This is a genomic window from Catellatospora sichuanensis (genome assembly GCF_007483665.1).
Classification (GTDB): domain Bacteria; phylum Actinomycetota; class Actinomycetes; order Mycobacteriales; family Micromonosporaceae; genus Catellatospora; species Catellatospora sichuanensis.
Genome location: NZ_ML660183.1, coordinates 295,393 through 313,790 on the forward strand (window position 1 = coordinate 295,393; position 18,398 = coordinate 313,790).

The 18,398-nt window shown below is 72.5% G+C and carries 16 protein-coding genes; 7 read left to right on the top strand and 9 right to left on the bottom strand.

What is annotated here, in order from left to right:
* Positions 1–80: 80 nt before the first annotated feature.
* Positions 81–1,595 (bottom strand): multicopper oxidase family protein, encoded by a 1,515-nt coding sequence (locus FLL47_RS01295; RefSeq protein ID WP_246157425.1) that lies wholly within the window; start codon positions 1,593–1,595, stop codon positions 81–83.
* 179 nt (positions 1,596–1,774) lie between these two features.
* Between FLL47_RS01295 and FLL47_RS01300 the strand changes: the two genes are divergently transcribed.
* The 3 genes from FLL47_RS01300 (at position 1,775) to FLL47_RS01310 (ending at position 6,528) form a co-directional block, all read left to right on the top strand.
* Complete coding sequence (locus FLL47_RS01300) at positions 1,775–2,989, top strand: MFS transporter (RefSeq protein WP_144118526.1); 1,215 nt, start codon at positions 1,775–1,777, stop codon at positions 2,987–2,989.
* Positions 2,990–3,150: 161 nt separating this feature from the next.
* Positions 3,151–3,960, top strand: coding sequence for an alpha/beta fold hydrolase (locus FLL47_RS01305; RefSeq protein WP_144118527.1), 810 nt, complete (start codon positions 3,151–3,153; stop codon positions 3,958–3,960).
* A gap of 138 nt (positions 3,961–4,098) precedes the next feature.
* Positions 4,099–6,528, top strand: a complete 2,430-nt coding sequence (locus FLL47_RS01310; protein ID WP_144118528.1) for a Tex family protein — start codon at positions 4,099–4,101, stop codon at positions 6,526–6,528.
* An 88-nt stretch (positions 6,529–6,616) separates the two neighbouring features.
* Here FLL47_RS01310 and FLL47_RS42640 read toward each other — a convergent pair whose 3' ends face one another.
* Complete coding sequence (locus FLL47_RS42640; protein ID WP_186315509.1) at positions 6,617–6,766, bottom strand: hypothetical protein; 150 nt, start codon at positions 6,764–6,766, stop codon at positions 6,617–6,619.
* Between the two features lie 406 nt (positions 6,767–7,172).
* Between FLL47_RS42640 and FLL47_RS44620 the strand changes: the two genes are divergently transcribed.
* Positions 7,173–9,494 carry an Ig-like domain-containing protein gene (locus FLL47_RS44620; RefSeq protein WP_144118529.1) on the top strand — a complete coding sequence of 774 codons (2,322 nt, stop codon included), beginning with the start codon at positions 7,173–7,175 and terminating at the stop codon, positions 9,492–9,494.
* A 78-nt stretch (positions 9,495–9,572) separates the two neighbouring features.
* On the opposite strand, the gene FLL47_RS01320 is transcribed toward FLL47_RS44620, so the two are convergent.
* Positions 9,573–10,019, bottom strand: coding sequence for an Rv0361 family membrane protein (locus tag FLL47_RS01320; protein ID WP_144118530.1), 447 nt, complete (start codon positions 10,017–10,019; stop codon positions 9,573–9,575).
* Positions 10,020–10,099: 80 nt separating this feature from the next.
* Here FLL47_RS01320 and FLL47_RS01325 point away from each other — a divergent pair, with 80 nt between their 5' ends.
* From FLL47_RS01325 to FLL47_RS01335, 3 genes are read left to right on the top strand one after another with little or no spacing between them, the layout of a single operon-like run.
* Positions 10,100–11,023 (top strand): LLM class F420-dependent oxidoreductase, encoded by a 924-nt coding sequence (locus FLL47_RS01325; RefSeq protein WP_144118531.1) that lies wholly within the window; start codon positions 10,100–10,102, stop codon positions 11,021–11,023.
* A gap of 44 nt (positions 11,024–11,067) precedes the next feature.
* The gene (locus FLL47_RS01330) at positions 11,068–11,886 is read left to right on the top strand and encodes a helix-turn-helix domain-containing protein (RefSeq protein ID WP_144118532.1); all 819 of its coding nucleotides are present in this window, start codon (positions 11,068–11,070) and stop codon (positions 11,884–11,886) included.
* Complete coding sequence (locus FLL47_RS01335) at positions 11,883–12,266, top strand: VOC family protein (RefSeq protein WP_144118533.1); 384 nt, start codon at positions 11,883–11,885, stop codon at positions 12,264–12,266. The genes FLL47_RS01330 and FLL47_RS01335 overlap by 4 nt, the downstream gene beginning before the upstream one ends.
* 128 nt (positions 12,267–12,394) lie before the next feature.
* Here the strand turns inward: FLL47_RS01335 and FLL47_RS01340 are convergent, their stop codons facing one another.
* The 6 genes from FLL47_RS01340 to FLL47_RS01365 all read right to left on the bottom strand — a co-directional run bounded on the left by FLL47_RS01340 (position 12,395) and on the right by FLL47_RS01365 (position 18,398).
* Complete coding sequence (locus tag FLL47_RS01340) at positions 12,395–13,675, bottom strand: MFS transporter (RefSeq protein ID WP_144118534.1); 1,281 nt, start codon at positions 13,673–13,675, stop codon at positions 12,395–12,397.
* Positions 13,672–14,268 (bottom strand): winged helix-turn-helix domain-containing protein, encoded by a 597-nt coding sequence (locus FLL47_RS01345; protein ID WP_144118535.1) that lies wholly within the window; start codon positions 14,266–14,268, stop codon positions 13,672–13,674. Before FLL47_RS01345 ends, FLL47_RS01340 begins: the two co-directional genes overlap by 4 nt.
* 55 nt (positions 14,269–14,323) lie before the next feature.
* The gene (locus tag FLL47_RS01350; RefSeq protein ID WP_186315510.1) at positions 14,324–15,241 is read right to left on the bottom strand and encodes an N-acetylglucosamine kinase; all 918 of its coding nucleotides are present in this window, start codon (positions 15,239–15,241) and stop codon (positions 14,324–14,326) included.
* A gap of 45 nt (positions 15,242–15,286) precedes the next feature.
* On the bottom strand, positions 15,287–16,525 hold the full coding sequence (locus FLL47_RS01355; RefSeq protein WP_246157427.1) for a family 16 glycosylhydrolase: 1,239 nt from the start codon (positions 16,523–16,525) through the stop codon (positions 15,287–15,289).
* 191 nt (positions 16,526–16,716) lie between these two features.
* Positions 16,717–17,526 carry a carbohydrate ABC transporter permease gene (locus FLL47_RS01360; RefSeq protein ID WP_144118537.1) on the bottom strand — a complete coding sequence of 270 codons (810 nt, stop codon included), beginning with the start codon at positions 17,524–17,526 and terminating at the stop codon, positions 16,717–16,719.
* The gene (locus FLL47_RS01365; protein ID WP_144118538.1) at positions 17,523–18,398 is read right to left on the bottom strand and encodes a carbohydrate ABC transporter permease; all 876 of its coding nucleotides are present in this window, start codon (positions 18,396–18,398) and stop codon (positions 17,523–17,525) included. The genes FLL47_RS01360 and FLL47_RS01365 overlap by 4 nt, the downstream gene beginning before the upstream one ends.

An 18,398-nucleotide genomic window follows, 5' to 3' on the forward strand; every position in this document is an offset into this window, starting at 1 on the left:
AGGCGGCCGGTCTGGGGGTACCCGGGTGCGGGCGCGCCGCCCGGTACGGCCCCCCCGCGCCCCCCCGCCACGGCGCCTGCTCAGTGGTGCCCGGCGTGGGCCAGGTGCGACGAGTGGTCGACGACACCCGGCTTGCCACCCGGCGGCACCACCACGAACTGGCCCATCATGCCCGCGTCCTCGTGGTAGAGCACGTGGCAGTGGAACATGTACGGGGTGTCCGCGTCCGCGAAGTCACTGAACCGCATGATCACCTCGAAGGTGACGTCGCCCGGCAGGTAGATCGTGTCCTTCCAGCCCGACAGATGCGGCGGTGGCGCGGCCCCGTCCTGGGTGAGCACCTGGAACTGCACGTCGTGGACATGGAAGTTGTGCGGCTGGCCGTCCCTGTTGACGAGCTTCCAGATCTCCACGCTGCCCCGCTCCGGGGCGAAGTCGATCCGGGTCATGTCCATCTGCTTGCCGTTGATCGCGTGACCGCTCATCGTGAACCGGCGCTCCTGCGCGGCGTCCTTGCGGTCCAGCCGCGCGGTCTCCACCAGGCGCTGCGGCACGGCCGGGCGCGGCGCGAGCGTGCCCGCGGCACGCAACTGCAGCACGTCGAAGGTGTCGGCACCGCCGACGAACCGTTCGAAAGGCCCGGCGCCCAGGTCCGGCGGGTAGCTGCGCAGCACCGCACGCTCACCGGCCCGCACCGTCACCACGATTTCGGCGCGCTCGCCGGGCGACAGGGTGATCCGGTCGGTGTCGTACGCCGACGCCAGCAGCCCGCCGTCGGTACCGACCAGCGCGAACCTGCGCCCGTCGGTGAACCCGAACTCGTAGGAGCGGGCGTTGGACCCGTTGAGCAGCCGCAGCCGTACCCGCTCGGTGGTCACGTCGAGGTACGGCCCGACGGTGCCGTTGACCGCGATGGTGTCGCCGAGCACCCCGACCCCGCTCATGAACTCGGAGCTGTCGTCGAGCTCGCCGTCGCCGTCGAACTTCTTGTCCTGCACGATCAGCGGGATGTCGTCGACGCCGTACTCGTGCGGCAGCGCGTCCACCGACGTCGCCGGGTCGTCGACGAGGAACAGTCCGGCCAGCCCGCGGTACACGTGCTCGGAGGTCTCCCCGTGCAGGTGCGGGTGGTACCACAGCGTCGCCGCGGGCTGGTCCACCTTCCAGGTCGGCGACCACGTCTTTCCCGCCGCGACGAGCTGGTGCGGGCCGCCGTCGGCCTCCGCGGGCAGGTGCATGCCGTGCCAGTGCACCGTGGTGGTCTGGTCCAGGGCGTTGGTCACGTTGACCGCGACCTGCTCGCCGCGTGCGGCCCGCAGCGTCGGCCCGAGGTAGCCGCCGTTGAACCCCCAGGTCGGCGTCGCGCCGCGGCCGAAGTCGTGCTCCCCGGCCTGCGCCTTGAGATCGAACACCCGTCGGCCGCCCTCCATCCGCGACGGCGCGAGCGGCGGCACCGCCAGCGGCCGGGTGAAGTCGACCTGGTCCGCCGTCGAGATCACCTGCGCGTTCCAGAGCCACACACCGGCTCCCGCGCAGACCGTGCACAGCAGCAGCACCACCACACCGATGATCGCCAGCACCCTCCTGAGGCGCACCCTGACCAGCTCCCTTCCCCGTGTCCCTGTGAGCGCTGACAGGGTGCCGGGACGGAGGTGGCCGCGTCGAGCAATCGACGCCGATACCCGGGACGAGCCAGGGTCAACCCTGGCTCTGTGTTCGAGTTCACCGGGAAAACCCCGGGGGGATAACCCGTGCGAGCGCTTACGGTCGGACGATGACCGCGACGACCGAGAACGAGACCGCCGCCGCGACCCGGGCACCGTGGCCGCTGGCGGGACTGCTCGTGGTGGCCGCGGGCACCTTCCTGTCGGTGACGACCGAGATGCTGCCGATGGGCCTGCTCAGCTCGATCAGCCGGGACCTCGACGTGTCCGAGCCCACGGTGGGCCTGCTCGTCACCGGATACGCCCTGATGGTGGCGCTGTTCGCGGCTCCGCTGGGGCGGCTCACCGCCCGCTTCCCGCGCCGCGGGCTGCTGGTCGGCGCGCTCGTCGCTTACGCCGCCAGCAACGTGATCATGGCGTTGAGCACGGTGTACCCGCTGGCGGCGGCCGCCCGGCTGATCGGCGGCCTGACCCACGGCGCGTTCTGGGCCATGGTCGCCGGATACGTCGCCCGCATGGTCACCCCCGACCGGGTCGGCCGCGCGGTGACCCTCGTGTTCACCGGCGGCACCGTGGCGATCCTGGTCGGCCTGCCCGCGGGCACCGCGCTCGGCGTCGCCGTCGGCTGGCGGGCCACCTTCGCCGTGCTCGCCGGGATCTCGCTGGTGCTGGCGTTCGTCGGCTGGCGGCTGTTGCCCGACTACCCCGGCGAGACCCCGGGCGGCGGGATGAGCCTGCTGCAGGTGCTGCGCACCCCGTCCGTGGCGATCGTCGTGGTCACCACCGCGGTGACGATGCTCGGCTACTTCAGCTTCTACACCTATATCTCGCCGTTCCTGCAGTCCACCGGCCTGAGCGAGGCGGCGCTGAGCCCGGCGCTGCTCGGCTACGGCGCGGCCGGCGCGGTCGGTCTGCTCGCCGCCGGGCTGCTGGTCGACAAGCGGCCCCGGTTCGCCATGCTGGCGGGCACCGCCACGCTGACCGTCGCGCTGATCGGCCTCGCCCTGTCCGGCCGCTCCCCGGCCGCGGCCGTGGCGGCGGCCGCCGTCGCCGGCATGGCGCTCAACGCCCTCGCAACGCTGTTGCAGGCGGCGATCCTGCGCGCCGCCCCGGCGGGGGCCGCCGACACCGCCGCGGCCCTGAACGCGTCGGCGTTCAACGTCGGTATCGGCGGCGGCGCGCTGGTCGGCGGGCTGGTGCTCGCCGGCTGGGGACCGGCCGCGCTGCCACTGGTCGCCGCACTGCTCACCTGCGTCGGCGTTTTGGGCGTGGCCTACGGGCGGCGCGAGGGCTTCCCTGCCACCGTCCCTTCGTCGGCCGGCTGATCCGGACGACCCGTACCACTCGATCGGCGGCGGCAGACCGGATTCGGGTCTGCCGCCGTTCGTCGCGTGCCCGGTGCAGCGGCCATACCCCGAATGCGCCGCACTGCGCGTGACGCTAAACTGCGAACAGCGTTCGCTGTTTAGGACCGAGGGGAGCAGTCATGGAACGGGTCACGGCGCCGGACGGCGCGAGCATCGCCCTGCATTCGACCGGCACCGGGCCGGGGGTCGTGCTCGTGCACGGCGGCGGGATCACCATCGACGAATACCGCCGACTGGTCGCCCGGCTCTCCGACCGGTGCACCGTGCACGCCTACAACCGGCGCGGCCGGGCCGACGCGCCCGCCCGGCGGGAGCCCTACTCCGTCGAGCAGGAGATCGACGACCTCGGTGCCGTCCTGGAGCACACCGGAGCGCGCTACGTCATCGGGCACAGCTACGGCGGATTCGTCGCCCTGCGGGCCGCGCTGCGCCTGCCGATCGAGCGGCTCGCCCTCTACGACGCGGCACTGTGCATCGACGGGACGCCCGAGTGGACCTACCTCGACGCCGTGGAGGAGGCGCTGCGCAGCGGCGAGACCGCCCGCGCCGTCGCGATCGTCGCGGCCGGGGTCAACACCCACTCCGCGGTGTCCCGGCTGCCGCTGAGCGTGCGCACCGCGATCTGCCGCGCTTTCCTGCGTACGCCGATCGGCCGCAAGATGGGCGACCTGCTGCCGATGTCGATGTTCGAGACCAGGCAGGTGGTCGCCCACGCCGGCTCGGCCGACGTGTATGCGGCAGTGACCGCCGACGTCCTGCTGGCCTGCGGCGCCAGCGCCCCCGGCTACTTCGCCGAGCACCACGAGAAGCTGGCCCGCGTCATCCCCCGGTCCCGGACGATGGTCGTCGCCCGCGGCCGCCACGACGCGATCGCCATCGCCCCGCCCCGCCTCGTCGACCCGATCGCCGACTTCTTCACCACCCCCTGACCACACCATCCACCGGCGCCGCCCAGACCCGCAATCCCGCCCCGCGTGCACAGGACGGGGCGGGAAGGCGGCCCATCGGGGTCGCCACCGCCGCCCCCTGCGTGCCAGGACGGCGCGGTGCAGGCAGAATGTTCCACCGTGACGACGTCCATTGCGCAGCGCATTGCCGAGGAACTCGGCGTACGGCAGAACCAGGTGAACGCGGCGGTCGAGCTCCTCGACGGCGGATCGACCGTCCCGTTCATCGCCCGGTACCGCAAGGAGGTCACCGGCGAGCTGGACGACGCCCAGCTGCGCACCCTCGAAGAGCGGCTGCGCTACCTGCGTGAGCTGGAGGAACGCCGGTCGACGATCCTCGAGTCGATCCGCTCCCAGGGCAAGCTCGACGACGCCCTCGAAGCGATGATCAACGGTGCGGACTCGAAGGCGCGGCTGGAGGACATCTACCTGCCGTACAAGCCCAAGCGGCGCACCAAGGCGATGATCGCCCGCGAGGCCGGCCTGGAGCCGCTCGCCGACCTGCTGCTCGGCGACCCCTCGCACGACCCGCAGACCGCCGCCGCCGGCTTCGTCGACGCCGACAAGGGCGTCGCCGACCCCGCCGCCGCGCTGGAGGGCGCCCGCTCGATCCTGGTCGAGCGCTTCGGCGAGAACGCCGACCTGATCGGCGCGCTGCGCGAGCAGATGTGGACCCGCGGGCGCATCGTGTCGAGGATGCGCGACGGCAAGGCCGAGGAGGGCGCGAAGTTCTCCGACTACTTCGACTTCTCCGAGCCGTACGCCAAGCTGCCCAGCCACCGCATCCTGGCCATGTTCCGCGGCGAGAAGGAGGAGGTGCTCGACCTGGTCATGGAGCCCGACGAGCCCGCCGCCGAGGGCGCGCCCGCCGGCCCGACCATCTTCGAGCAGCGCATCGCCGCCGCGTTCGGCATCAGCGACCGCGGCCGCCCCGCCGACAAGTGGCTGGGCGACACCGTGCGCTGGGCCTGGCGCACCCGCATCCTGGTGCACCTCGGCCTGGACCTGCGCACCCGGCTGTGGCAGGCCGCCGAGGAGGAGGCCGTCCGGGTCTTCGCGATGAACCTGCGCGACCTGCTGCTGGCCGCCCCGGCCGGCACCCGCGCCACGATGGGCCTGGACCCCGGCTACCGCACCGGCGTGAAGGTCGCCGTCGTCGACGCCACCGGCAAGGTCGTCGCCCACGACACCATCTACCCGCACGTGCCGCACAACCGCTGGGACGCCTCGCTGGCCACCCTCGCCAAGCTGGCCGCCGCGCACAACGTCGAGCTGATCGCGATCGGCAACGGCACCGCGTCGCGGGAGACCGACAAGCTCGCCATCGACCTGATCAAGCTCGCTCCGCAGCTCAACCTGACGAAGATCGTCGTGTCCGAGGCGGGCGCGTCGGTGTACTCCGCGTCGGCGTACGCCTCGCAGGAGCTGCCCAGCCTCGACGTGTCGATCCGCGGCGCGGTCTCCATCGCCCGCCGCCTGCAGGACCCCCTCGCCGAGCTGGTGAAGATCGACCCGAAGTCCATCGGCGTCGGGCAGTACCAGCACGACCTGTCCGAGGTGAAGCTGTCCCGCTCGCTCGACGCGGTCGTCGAGGACTGCGTGAACGGCGTCGGCGTCGACGTGAACACAGCCTCCGCGCCGCTGCTGGCCCGGGTCTCCGGCATCAGCACCGGCCTGGCCGAGAACATCGTGATGCACCGCGACACCAACGGCCCGTTCCGCTCGCGCACCGCGCTCAAGGAGGTCGCGCGCCTGGGTCCGAAGGCGTTCGAGCAGTGCGCGGGCTTCCTGCGCATCCCCAACGGCGACAACCCGCTCGACGCCTCCAGCGTGCACCCCGAGGCATACCCGGTGGTGCAGCGCATCCTGAAGAACAACAGCATCGAGATGGCCAAGCTGATCGGCAACGGCTCGCTGCTGCGCACCCTCAAGCCCACCGAGTACGCCGACGACGTCTTCGGCCTGCCGACCGTCACCGACATCATCAAGGAGCTGGAGAAGCCCGGCCGCGACCCGCGCCCCGCCTTCAAGACCGCCTCCTTCAAGGACGGCGTCGAGAAGATCGGCGACCTGCAGCCAGGCATGCTGCTGGAGGGCGTGGTCACCAACGTGGCCGCGTTCGGTGCGTTCGTCGACATCGGCGTGCACCAGGACGGCCTGGTGCACGTGTCGGCGATGTCGCGGACCTTCGTCAGCGACCCGCGCGACGTGGTCAAATCCGGCGACGTGGTCAAGGTCAAGGTGCTCGACGTCGACATCCCGCGCAAGCGCATCTCGCTGACCCTGCGCCTGGAGGACGAGGCGGCTCCCGCCGGTGCCGCACGCCAGGGCGGCGGAGGCGGCGGAGACCGTGGCCAGCGCGGCGGTGGCGGTGGCGGTGGCGGTCAGCGCGGCGGCGGTTCGGGCGGCGGCCAGCGCGGTGGGCAGGGCGGCCAGGGCGGCCAGGGTGGTCAGCGCGGCGGGCAGCCGCGCCAGCAGCGCAGCGAGCCGGTCGGCAACAGCGCCATGGCCGACGCCCTGCGCCGCGCAGGCCTCGACAAGCTCCGCTGACGCGCGTACGACGCTCCATCTTTTATCGACGCTGGCCTATCTCATCGAAAATCCGAGCCTCGGATTCGACGAGATAGGCCAGCGTCGATCACGATTGCCTGCGTTGGTTGAGCCGGCGATGGCTGAGCGCGACGAGGCCCACGCCGCCGACGATCGGCACCAGGCTGCCGAACCCGAACAGGACGTTGTTGGACTTGCCGTCCTCGATGTCGGCGATTCGCCACTGCCGCAGCCGCACCTCGCCCTCCCTCCGACTCGGACAGCAACTGCTCGGCGGATGCCTGCTCGTCGACGAGCTGCGTATACCCGTACACGGCCACCGCCCCGACCAGCAGTCCGAACCCGACCAGCACCACTCCCACCGCGTACCAGAGTCTCCACATGACGTATGCCCTCCTGCCCGTGCCGATGAAGGGCGAACGTAGGACCGGATTCGCCCGCGTGACCCGACCGTGGGGCGTATCCGCACGTGTCATGGGAGAACAAGTCCCCGGTGCGGGCCGGTGCGGGAGGCAGACGCGACGCGCACGAGGGTCGTGGCGTCCGACCGCCGGGGCCCCGCCTCCGGTGTCGGCTTGCCGATACCTCAGCCGCCTCGATCACCTCGTTGAACGGTCGAGATTGGTCTATCGAGGAGGATCCGCGTGCGCGGACGGGCAAACAGGGCGGCGCTGGCGGCGCTGGTGGGCGTGGCGGCCGCGTGCGGCGGGGTGATCGCGGGCGGGTCGCCCGCCTGGGCCGATCACCAGGTGACGGCGACGTACACGGCCAACGGTGGTGAGCAGGTCTGGAACGTACCCGCGGGCGTGACGAACGTGCATGTCGTCGTGATCGGCGCGCGCGGCGGGGGCGGCGACGGCAGCGGCGAGGACGGCCGCCCCGGCGCACGGGTCGAGGCCGACCTGGCGATCCCGGCCGGCGTCACCCGGCTGTGGGTCGAGGTCGGCGAGCGCGGCGGTGACGGCGGCGACGGCGCGTTCCCCGGCTTCGGCGGCGGCGGCGAGGGCGGCGCGGGCTCCCCGTTCAACGGCGGCGCGGGCGGCGGTGCGTCGGACCTGCGCACCTGCTCGCTGGGCAGCCCGTGCGACTCGGCCGCGTCGCGGCTGGTCGTCGCCGGTGGCGGGGGCGGCGGGGGCGGCGGCTGCTTCGCCGCCAGCTGCGCGCCGTCCGGTGACGGCGGCGACGGCACCTCGGGCGGAGCGGGCAACGGCGGACTGCCGTTCGGGCCGCTCGGGCTGGTCGGCTTCCCCGGCGCGTACGCCGTCGGCGGCGTCGGCGCGCTCGCGCCCGGCACCACCGGCGGGGGCGGCGGCGGTGGCGGCGGGGGCTGGTACGGCGGTGGCGGCGGCTCGTCCGGCGGCGCTCCCCCGGCCCCGCTGCTCGCCGGGTTCGACGGCGGCAACGGCGGCTCCGGCGCGAGCCACACCGCCGCGGGCGCGAGCAACGTCAGCATCGCCGAGACCGCCGACGACGCCTCGATCACCATCTCCTACCAGGTACGCGACACGACGCTGAGCTACCTCGGCGCGACCTCCGGCCCGGTGGGCGCACCGGCGAACCTGCGCGCCCGGCTCACCTACACCACCGGCGGCGCCCCGATCCCGGGCGCGACGGTGCAGTTCGCGCTGGCCGGAACGCCGGGCTGCAGCGCGGTCACCGACGCGGCCGGCGACGCGGCGTGCGCGGTCACCCCGCAGGCGCCCGCCGGCAGCCGCACGCTGACCGCCTCGTACGCCGGGGACACCACCCAGCACGCGTCGAGCGTGTCGACCTCGTACCAGGTCAATCGCAAACCGACCACGCTGGCCTGGACCGGCGACGTCACCGGCGACCACCACGACCCGGTCCGGCTGGCCGCGAAGCTGACCTTGACCGACACCGGCGCGGCACTGCCCGGCGAGCCGGTCAGCCTCGCGCTCAACGCGACCGAGTCCTGCGACGCCGTCACCGGCGACGACGGCGTCGCGAGCTGCACGGTCGTGCCGCAGGAAACGCCCGGCCCGTACACGGCGACGGCCGGCTACGCCGGGGACGAGGTGCACCTGCCCAGCGCGGCGACGGCGAACTTCACCGTGACCAAGGAGCAGACCCGGCTCGCGTACACCGGCGAGGTGAACGTCGCCAACGACGAGCCCGCACGGCTGACCGCCCGGCTCACCGAGGGCTCGGCACCGCCGCTGCCCGGTGACGGCACGCCCGTCGCCGCCGCCCCGGTCACGTTGACGCTGGGCAGCGGCCCGTCCGCGCAGACCTGCACCGCGCACACCGACGCCACCGGCACCGCCGCCTGCGTCATCGCCGACGTGGCCCAGCCGCTCGCCGCCGGCGGCCGGCTGCCCGTGACCGCGGGCTACGCCGGCAGCCCCTTCTACGAGCCGAGCCGGGCCGCCGCGACGGTCGGCCTGCAGCACGAGACCGGCCGGGCGTACGGCCTCTCCGGCAAACTCAAGGTCCTGGTCGGCACCGCCACCCTGCCCGCAGCCCCGGACACCGGCGCGGTGCGGACCCCCGACCCGTCGACCACCGCCACCCCGTGCACGGCCGCGGTGAACGTGCTGGTCCTGCGCGCCGCGGCGCTGTGCGCGAACGTCACCACCCGCACCGCACCGGGCGGCTCGACCGCGACCGCGACGGTCGGCTCGGTCGAGCTGGGCCTGCCCGGCCTGCCCGCGATCGCGCTGCGCGACGTGCGCACCACGTCCGTCACGGACTGCGCCGGGTCCACCGGCGCGGTCACGGTCGGGCAGCTGCTCGTCGGCGGCGTCGCGGTGACCGTGACCACCGGTCCGAACAGCACGGTCGCGATCCCGGGCGTACCCGGTGCGAAGATCGTGTTCAACGAGCAGGTGCCCGTCGACGGCGGGCTCACCGTGCGCGGCGTGCACCTCGTCGTCCCGCAGACGCTGGGCGTCAGCGCCGACATCGTGCTCGCCTCGGCCACCAGCGACATCCACCACTGCCGCTGACCGGCATCGGGCGGCCGGGCCGCGAAGGCCCGGCCGCCCGCGTTCACCACCGCGCGGCAGCGGTCACCGGCCGACCGCCTACAGGCAGACCCGCCACTGTCCGTCCTCCTTGAGCAGCGGGATGCCCAGCACGTACTGCGAGCCGTCGTCGGCCCGGGTCAGCTCCAAGGTGACGACACCGCTCACGGTCGAGTTGTGCTGCTCGACGTTGACGCCCGCCACCGAGTAGCCGCTGATCCGCGGCCGGGCGCTCTGCTCCGCGATGTACTGCTGCTCGCTGGTCAGTTCACGGGTGCGGCGGCACAGGCTCGCGTACGCGCCGGCGTAGTCACCGGCGACCAGGTCGTCGGCGTACGCCACAGCGGCGTCCCTGGGCGGGCCGGTCAGCGAGGTGATCCCGCGGTACGCGAAGAAGCCGGCGACGCCTGCGCCACCGCAGCAGAGCACGAGGACGATCGCGGAGATGATAAGGATCTTGCGTACCGGGCTCTTCGGCTGAGGCTGGCCGGGCGGCAGAGACGTCATGGCACACACTGTGCGCGACCACCGCAAGACCCGGGTATGCGGCGTTGGCATCTCGGCTCACGACACGGCAAGGTCACGGTATGCGTGAGTTCCGGTTCTCGTCGAACGTCTTCTCGGTGCCCTCCGGCGATGCCTTCGTGCAGCGCTGCCGGCTGGCCGAGCGGCTCGGCTACGACACCGTGTTCGCCGCCGACCACCTGGGCGCGCCCGCGCCGTTCCCGGTGCTGGTCGCGGCTGCGGCGGCGACCGAGCGGCTGCGGGTCGGCACCCTGGTCCTCAACGTGCCGTTCTGGAACCCGGCACTGCTGGCCCGCGAGATCGCCACAACCGACCTGCTCACGGGTGGGCGGCTCGAGGTCGGCCTCGGCGCGGGGCACATGAAGTGGGAGTTCGACGCGGCGGGTCTGCCGTTCGCCCCGTTCGGCGTCCGGGCCGGGCAGCTCGACCGGATGATCGGCGAGCTGGGGCGCTGGTTCCGGACCGACGACACCAGACCGCTGCCCGGCGGAGCCCCGCCTGTCCCGGTGCAGAAGCAGGGCTTCGGCGGGTACGGGCCGCCGCTGATCGTCGGCGGCACCGGCGACCGCATCCTGCGCATCGCCGCCGAGCAGGCCGACATCGTGTCAGTGGCCGGGGTGTACCAGATCAAAGGCGCGGAGCCGGGCACCTTCCGGCTGGCGTCGGCGGCCGAGACCGACGAGCGTGTCGCCTTCGTCCGCACGCACGCGGGTGACCGCGCCGAGCAGCTCGAGTGGCACGCGCTCATCCAGCGGGTGGTCGAGACCGGCGACCGGCACGCCGCCGCGGAGAAGGTGAGCGTCGACACCGGCGGTGCGATGACCGTCGAGCAGGCGCTGGAGTCACCGTTCCTGCTTTTCGGCACGGTCGAGGAGATGGCCGCCCAGCTGCTGCGGCAGCGCGAGCGCTACGGCTTCAGCTATCTCACCGTCCACGACCCGTACCTAGAGGTCTTCGCGCCCGTCATCGCCGCCCTGCGGGCCTGAGTTCGGTGTCCGCTGACCGTATGCCACGGGAAGGGAGTGACGTCATGACCGTCGCAGAGCACGTCGACGGCGTTCCGGCACCGCACCTGCGGCCCTACGTGCACCAGTACCTCGGCTATCACTACCGCGGGTTCGCCCCGGGCGTGCACCTCGGCCTGCCCTCGCCCGATCTGACCGTGGTGATCAGCTTCGAGGAGCCGACCCTGGTCTCGCTGGACCCCGGCCACACGCCGAGCGGCTACGCCGCCCTCGCCTGCGGCCTGACCATGGCTCCCGCGTTCATCCATCACGACGGCAGCCAGTTCGGGGTGCAGTTGGCGCTCACTCCGGCGGGCGCCCGCGCCCTGTTCGGCTTGCCGGCCGCGGCGCTTGCGGCGGTGGTGGCGCCGCTGTCGCTCGAGCCGCTCACGGATCGGCTGCGGGCGGCGTCGTGGCCGGAGCGGTTCGCCCTGCTGGACACGGCGCTCACCCACCGCCTGGACCCTGTGGAGGCCGCACCCGAACTGTCCTTCGCCTGGCGGCGGATCATGCGCTCGGGCGGCCTGCTGCGGGTCGGCGAGCTCGCCGCCGAGACCGGCTGGAGCAGGCGTCACCTGGGTGCGCGGTTCGCCGCCGAGTTCGGCGTCGGGCCCAAGGACGCGCTGCGCCTGGTCCGCTTCGGACGCTCGACCCGGCTGATGCGTGACACCCACCGGCCGGCCCTGGCCGAGATCGCCGCCGCGTGCGGGTACTACGACCAGGCCCATCTCGCCCGCGAGTGGCGCGAGTTCGCGGGCGTCGCGCCGTCGCACTGGGCGCAGGCGGAGGAACTTCCCATTCTTCCAAGCCACGACCACGTCGAAGCGGTCACGCTGGACGCATGAGTGACAACGCCATGGTCTGGCCCTGCCTGACCTACACCGACGCGCACGCCGCCATCGCGTTCCTGGAGGAGGCGTTCGGGTTCAAGACCACGGCCGTGCACGGCACCGGCCCGACCGTCGATCACGCGGAGCTGCGCTGGCCGCCCGGCGGCGGTGTCATGCTCGGCAGCCCGCGCCCGGACAACGTCCACGACATCCCCGCCGGCCAGGGCCTGGTCTATCTCGTCACCGACCAGCCCGACGCGCTTTACGCACGGGCCGTAGCCGCCGGGGCGACCGTCCTGCGCGAGCTGCGCGACGAGGACTACGGCTCCCGCGGGTTCAGCGTCCGCGACCCGCAGGGCGTGATCTGGAGCTTCGGCACCTACTCCGGCGAGTGAGCCCATCCGCCGCCGGAGCCTCGTCCACGGGGGGCGGGGCTCCGGCTCGGACTGGTCGCCGGACCAGGTCCGGTGGATCACGACCCACGTTCCGCCGGACACGGCGCTCCCGGCCGCTCCGGAGCAGCTCAGCCGACAGGGGCCGGCTCGGCGGACGTCGGCTCGGGCACCGGCTTGCGTCGGGCCTGGCGCCAGGCGGGCAGGTAGAGCGGCGCGGCCAGGGCGAGCACCGCACCACCGACCAGCATCGCCGTGCTGATGCTGGTCGCGGCGGCGAGAGCGGTGAGCGCGACCCCGCCGAGCGCTCCGGCGGGTTGCCCCATCATCGAGTTCAGCGAGATGACGCTGGTCCGGTACGGGCCGTCGACCTGGCGGTGCAGTAGCCCGGTGTGCAGCGGGTTCGACGCTCCGTGCACGGCGTAGCAGGCCAGGAAGGCGATCAGCACCCCGACGGGCCCCGCGAACACTCCCATGCCGACCACCGTCAGCCCTTGCAGGATCCGCAGCAGCGCGGCGCCGGGCGCGGCACCCGGCCAGCGCAGCAGCAGTGGGGTCAGCGCGGCCGCGGCGGCCGAGACCAGCCAGGCCGCCGAGCTGGCCGGGCCGAGCATCGCGGCGGCCCGGTCGGCGTCGCCGACCACCTCGGCGAGCCGGACCGGCAGCAGCCCTTCGAAGGTGACCATGCCGAAGCCCCAGAACAGTTCGACGGCCACGAGCGCCAGCAGCACTCGGGAACGGCGCAGCAGGCCGAACGCCTGGCCGACCATCCGGGGCGCTTCGCGCACCGAGGCCAGCAGTGCGCCCACGCCACGCGCCGGGCGGACCTCGGCCATCAGTATCAGCAGGACGATCAGGGCGACGACCTGCAGCACGGCGGCGGCGACCATCGGCACGGTGAGTGCGCTGAACGGGCCGATCGGGCCCAGCGCGACCAGGCCGCCGGAGATCAGCGCGCCGGCGGAGATGGCCACGCCGATGACGGTGCCCGCGAGTCCGAGGCCGGACTCGTAGTTCGCCTCCGGGTCGGCGGCCAGGGTCGCGTCGACGTACCAGGACTCCAGCGGGCCGCTGTCGAGGGCCCGGTGGATGCCCTGCAGCGCCCAGGCGAGGTAGAACATCGCGAACGAGTCGGCGGTGACCACCAGCGCCAGGCTCAGCAGGTTCACCGCCCACGACGCCGCCAGCACGGGCTTGCGGCCGATGGCGTCGGCGAGCCCGCCGGTGGGCAGTTCGAGCACGAGCACGACCAGGCCCTGCGCGGTGGCGGCCAGGCCGATCTGCGGCAGGGTCAGGCCGCGTTCCTGCATCAGCAGGATCATGACCGGGACCATGAGTCCGGTCGGCAGCCAGCGCAGGCCGTGCAGCAGCAGGAACCGGTGGCGCACCTGCTTGACCGACAGCGTGCTCATCGCAGCTCCTCCGCCCGCGGGAAGCTCGCCAGGAACACGTGGACCTGGGCGGCGCCCTCCTCCTCGGCGAGCGCGGGATCCAGCCGGTACTTCACGATCAGCTGCCAGATCTCCTCGTTCAGGGCGCGCAGCCGCTCCGGTGCGACGGTCAGTATCGCGTCGCTGATCGTCGCGGCCTCCCGCCAGGCGTGCGGGGCCTGCTGCTGCGCCGCCAGCCAGAGTTCGGCCTGCTCGCTCATGAACTGCACCTGGTGGTTCTCGATCCATTCGGCGGCGGCGCGGGCGTCCGGGTCGTCGTCGAAGTCGGTGGGCCGCCAGGTGCTGGCGTCGTGGGCGGCGCGCCAGAAGCGCTGGCGGCTGGTGCCGAGGTCCGCCTCCTCCACCACGAGGCCGACGTCGGCGAGCTGGCGCAGGTGGTAGCTGGTCGCACCGGTGTTGGTGTCCAGCAGCCGGGCGAGGGTGGTGGCGGTGGCCGGTCCGTCGACCCGGAGCAGGCCCAGCAGGCGGGCCCGCAGCGGGTGGGCCAGGGTGCGGATCTGTAGCGCGTTCAGGCGTACGACGCTGTGCGGGGCAGCACCGGTCTCATCGTCCATGAGATGCACAGTAATTGTGCAAACTAGTTATGCACAATAGTTGTGCAAGATTTCGTCAGGCCATGGCCCGGGCAGCGAGGCGGGCGGCGCCGGCCTCGCCGGGACCGGCGACGGTGATCGGGGTGCCGGGGAAGCGGTGGTCCAGCAGGCGGGTGACTGCGGTGCGGACCGGCGCGGACGTCGTCAGGACGCTGCCCGCGAGCACGACCGGGCCGTCGATGTGCACCTCGTCGAGGCAGTCCGCGAGGTGGGCGGCTGCCCGGTCGACGATGGCGAGCGCCTGCGGGTCGCCGTGTTCGGCGGCCTCGCTGACCAGGGGCGCGAGCCGGGACAGGTGGCGGGGCGGCTGGTCGTGCAGCGCGCCGATCAGGTCGTCGGCGGCCTGCCGGGAGGCCGCGTCGGGCACCGTGCCGAGCACGGTCGTGGCGACGCTGCGGGCCAGGTGGCCTTCCGGAACACGGGTGTACAGCTCACGCGCGGTCAGCGCGGCCGCTTCCCGGCCCAGCCAGAAGCCGGAGCCGAGGTCGCCGAGCAACCAGCCGATGCCGTCGGCCGTGCCGACCATCTCCCCGTCATCGATCCGCGCCGCGATCGCCCCGGTCCCCGAGATCAGCACGCTGCCGCACGGTTCGGCGGTCCCGGCCGCGTACGCCACCAGCACGTCGCCCACCGGCTCCACCGGCACGGTCAGCCCTAGCCCGGCGAACGCCTGCCCGAAGGCGGCGGCCACCACCGGGTCGGTGAACCGGCCGGTTCCGGCGATGCCCATCACCGCCGCCCGCACGTCGCGCGGGTCCAGACCGGACAGTGCCGCCCGCACTGCGTCCGCGACCGAGGTCACGGCATCGGCGAGCGGCACGGACACCGGATTGCCGGCGCCCGCGCGGCCGGAGCCGACGCGGGCGCCGTCGAGAGTGGTGATCAGCGCCCGCGACGACGTGCCGCCGACGTCAAGGCCGAGGACGAGTGTCACGGGCGCTGATCCTTTCACTTCAGACAGGCCTTGGACAGTGCTGCCTCAGCAGCGGCCAAGGTCTTCCCACTGCTGGGTCCAGCCGGGCTCGCTGCCCTGCGTCCACCAGCGGGCGCGCCACAGGTGCACGCCGTCACCGGACTTCGGGCCGCCGGGGTTGCCGTTGGCGCTGCGCTCCCACTTGACCTGGTTGCCGGTGGTGTACACGCCGCTGATGTTCCACAGCGGAGCGTTGACGCAGCCGGTGCCGCCGGTCGGCGGGGCCGACGGCGACGGCGACGTGCTCGGCCGCGGGGACGGCGAGGACGACGGCGGCGTGCTCGGACCCGTGCTCGGCGACGCGGTCGGGCAGGTGCCGGTCGCGCCGACGCTGTCGGTGTGGCTGACCCCCTGCGCCCGGTACGACGCGACGCGGGCGTTGGCCTGCGCCGGGGTCAGCACCTCGTTCTGCGTGTACAGCAGGTAGTCGACCTGCTGGCGGTACGTGGCCATGCCGCCGGTGTGCGCGGCCGAGTCGATGAACCACAGGTTGAAGTTGATCGACATGTTCGTCTCGGGGTAGTAGATGCCGCTGTGGTCGGCGACCAACGTCCCGTCGATGTAGTACTTCACGTGCCCGGCCGAGACCGTGAACACCAGGTCGTGCCAGCCCGCGTAGGACTGCCGCTGCTCACCGTGGGCGTTGACGGCCTCCCACGGGTCGGGCCGGTAGGTCTCCCAGGTGGTCTCGTACATGATGTTCGACGGCTCGCCCCACCCGCCGTTGGGCAGGTACTCGAAGTCGATCTCGCCGTAGTTGGGGTCCATCGGGGCGGCCAGCGGGGTGATGGTGAAGAAGGTCTCCACCAGGTGGTCGCCGTCGTTGCCGGAGACCGGCGCGTCGGTGAACTTGACCCGCGAGGCGTACGTGCCCTCGAAGAACTTCTGCTGGTGCAGGAACTCCGCCTGGCTGGTGCCGCCGGCCGTGCCGTCGGTGGACGCCTGCAGCTGCAGGGACTTGGCGCCGTCCACGGTCGGGAACGAGACGTTGGAGGCCGGCCAGGAGGCGCCGGGGATGCCGGGGCCGCCGGAGTTGGTACGCACGGACCAGCCGCGCTGGTTGATCAGCGGGTCGGCCGGGCCGCTGTAGCTGAAGTCGTCGAACAGGGCGTTGCAGACCGCCGCCGAGGCGACCGCGGTGGTGCCCGCGGTCAGCGCGACGAGCGTGCCTGCCGCCAGCGCCGTCACGGTGGCGCCGACGGCAGCGATGATGGGACGTCTGCGGGATGAGGTTCGGAGGGACACTGTTCTCTCCTTTCGGGGTGGCGGACTACGGTGGTGGGCAGCCCCGGCGCGCCGCGTGAGAGGCGGCGCGCCGGGGTCTTTCTGCCCCCGCGGTCCGTGGGAGGTGCCTTCTTGCGGGCACGGTCGGGCACGCCGAAGAGCGCACTCTCCCCGAGTTCGGCGTAAACGCTCGTCCGTGCGGTCTGTGGGTGTTACTTGAGCGCGCCGGAGGTCAGCCCGGCGCGGATCTGCCGTTGGAAGAAGACGTACGCGAGCAGGACCGGCAGGATCGCGATGATCAGCCCGGCGAACAGGCCGCTCCAGTCGCTGCGGTAGCCCTGGCTCACCGCGAGTTCGGCGAGGCCCTGGGCGAGCACGTAGTGGTCGGGGTCCGGGTTGAGCACCTTGGGCAGCAGGTACTGGTTCCACAGGCCGAGGAAGTTGAAGATGCCGACGCTGACCATCCCGGGCCGGGCCATGGGCAGCATGACCCGGAAGAACACCCCGGCGTGCGAGGCCCCGTCGATGAACGCCGCCTCGGCGACCGCGCCGGGCAGCGAGCGGAAGAACCCGTGCAGGAAGAACACGGTGAACGGCAGGGCGTACGCGGCGTACACGAGGATCAGCCCGTGGTACGTGCCGAGCATGCCGAGGTTGTCGACCACGAAGAACAGCGGGACCAGAGCCAGGAAGACCGGGAACAGCATCCCCGCGATCAGCGTGTAGTACAGGAACCGGTTGCCCGGGAACTCGTAGCGGGCCAGGCAGTACGCGGTGAGCGCGCCGAGCAGCATGGTCAGCGCCAGCGCGCCGCCCACCACGATCACCGTGTTGAACAGGTACTGCCCGATCGAGGCCTGCTCCCAGGCCCGCGACCAGTTGTCGAAGCGCGGCGTCGCCGGCGGCGTCCACGGGCTGTCGAAGATCTCGGCGTCGGTCTTGAACGACGACATCAGCGCCCACAGCAGCGGCAGCGTCACCAGCAAGGCCCACAGGGTCAGGACGGCGTGCTTGGTCCTCATGCCAGCTCCACCCTTTCCCGCTTGGTGACCCGCAGCAGCAGCACCGCGATGGACAGGGTGAGGAAGAAGATCGCCACTCCCATCGCCGAGGCGTAACCGAACTTGCCGAAGGTGAAGGCGGTCCGGTACAGCCCCAGGCCCATGACCTCGGTGCTGTTGTCCGGGCCGCCCGGCCCGACCGTCATGATCTGCACCAGGGCGAAGCCGTCCAGCGCCGCGATGCCCAGGTAGATCCAGCCGACCTGCACGCTCTCCCAGATCAGCGGGAGCGTGATGCGCCGGAACACGGTCACCGGGCCGGCCCCGTCGATCGCGGCGGCCTCCATGATGTCGTCGGGCACGGACTCCATCGCGGCCGAGAACAGCACCACGTAGAAGCCGACCGACGACCAGATCATGACGGCCATCACGCTCCACAGCGCCAGGTCCGGCTCGGCGAGCCAGGACCGCCGCCAGGAGTCCAGGCCCACCGCGGACAGCGCGCCGTTGAGCAGCCCGCTGTTGGGGGTGTACACGAACTGCCAGAGCACCGCGATGATCGCGACGCTGAGCAGCTGGGGGAAGAAGTACACCACCCGGTAGACCCTGGTCCCCTTGGTGCCGGCGGCCAGGGCCAGCGCCAGCGCGATGACGGCCAGCGGCACGACAAGCAGCATCAGCCCGTTGTTGCGCAGCCCCGCCAGGAACAGCGGGTCATCCCACAGCCGGGCGAAGTTGCCGAACCCGACGGAGCGCGGCTGATCCGACACCCCGTTCCAGTCGGTGAACGCCAACTGGAACGCCTGCAGGTACGGCGACAGCACGAACACGCCGTACAGCGTCAGGGGCACGATCAGCGCCCCCGCCAGGAACCGGTACTTGCCGTGCCGCAT

What these genes read in the sequence shown, in the direction of transcription:
- FLL47_RS01340 (WP_144118534.1), bottom strand. Translation starts at nt 13,675, where the DNA reads ATGAGCACGCTGTCGGTCAAGCAGGTGCGCCACCGGTTCCTGCTGCTG.
- FLL47_RS01365 (WP_144118538.1), bottom strand. Translation starts at nt 18,398, where the DNA reads ATGCGGCACGGCAAGTACCGGTTCCTGGCGGGGGCGCTGATCGTGCCC.
- FLL47_RS01360 (WP_144118537.1), bottom strand. Translation starts at nt 17,526, where the DNA reads ATGAGGACCAAGCACGCCGTCCTGACCCTGTGGGCCTTGCTGGTGACG.
- FLL47_RS01305 (WP_144118527.1), top strand. Translation starts at nt 3,151, where the DNA reads ATGGAACGGGTCACGGCGCCGGACGGCGCGAGCATCGCCCTGCATTCG.
- FLL47_RS01330 (WP_144118532.1), top strand. Translation starts at nt 11,068, where the DNA reads ATGACCGTCGCAGAGCACGTCGACGGCGTTCCGGCACCGCACCTGCGG.
- FLL47_RS01320 (WP_144118530.1), bottom strand. Translation starts at nt 10,019, where the DNA reads ATGACGTCTCTGCCGCCCGGCCAGCCTCAGCCGAAGAGCCCGGTACGC.
- FLL47_RS01325 (WP_144118531.1), top strand. Translation starts at nt 10,100, where the DNA reads ATGCGTGAGTTCCGGTTCTCGTCGAACGTCTTCTCGGTGCCCTCCGGC.
- FLL47_RS01335 (WP_144118533.1), top strand. Translation starts at nt 11,883, where the DNA reads ATGAGTGACAACGCCATGGTCTGGCCCTGCCTGACCTACACCGACGCG.
- FLL47_RS01345 (WP_144118535.1), bottom strand. Translation starts at nt 14,268, where the DNA reads ATGGACGATGAGACCGGTGCTGCCCCGCACAGCGTCGTACGCCTGAAC.
- FLL47_RS01300 (WP_144118526.1), top strand. Translation starts at nt 1,775, where the DNA reads ATGACCGCGACGACCGAGAACGAGACCGCCGCCGCGACCCGGGCACCG.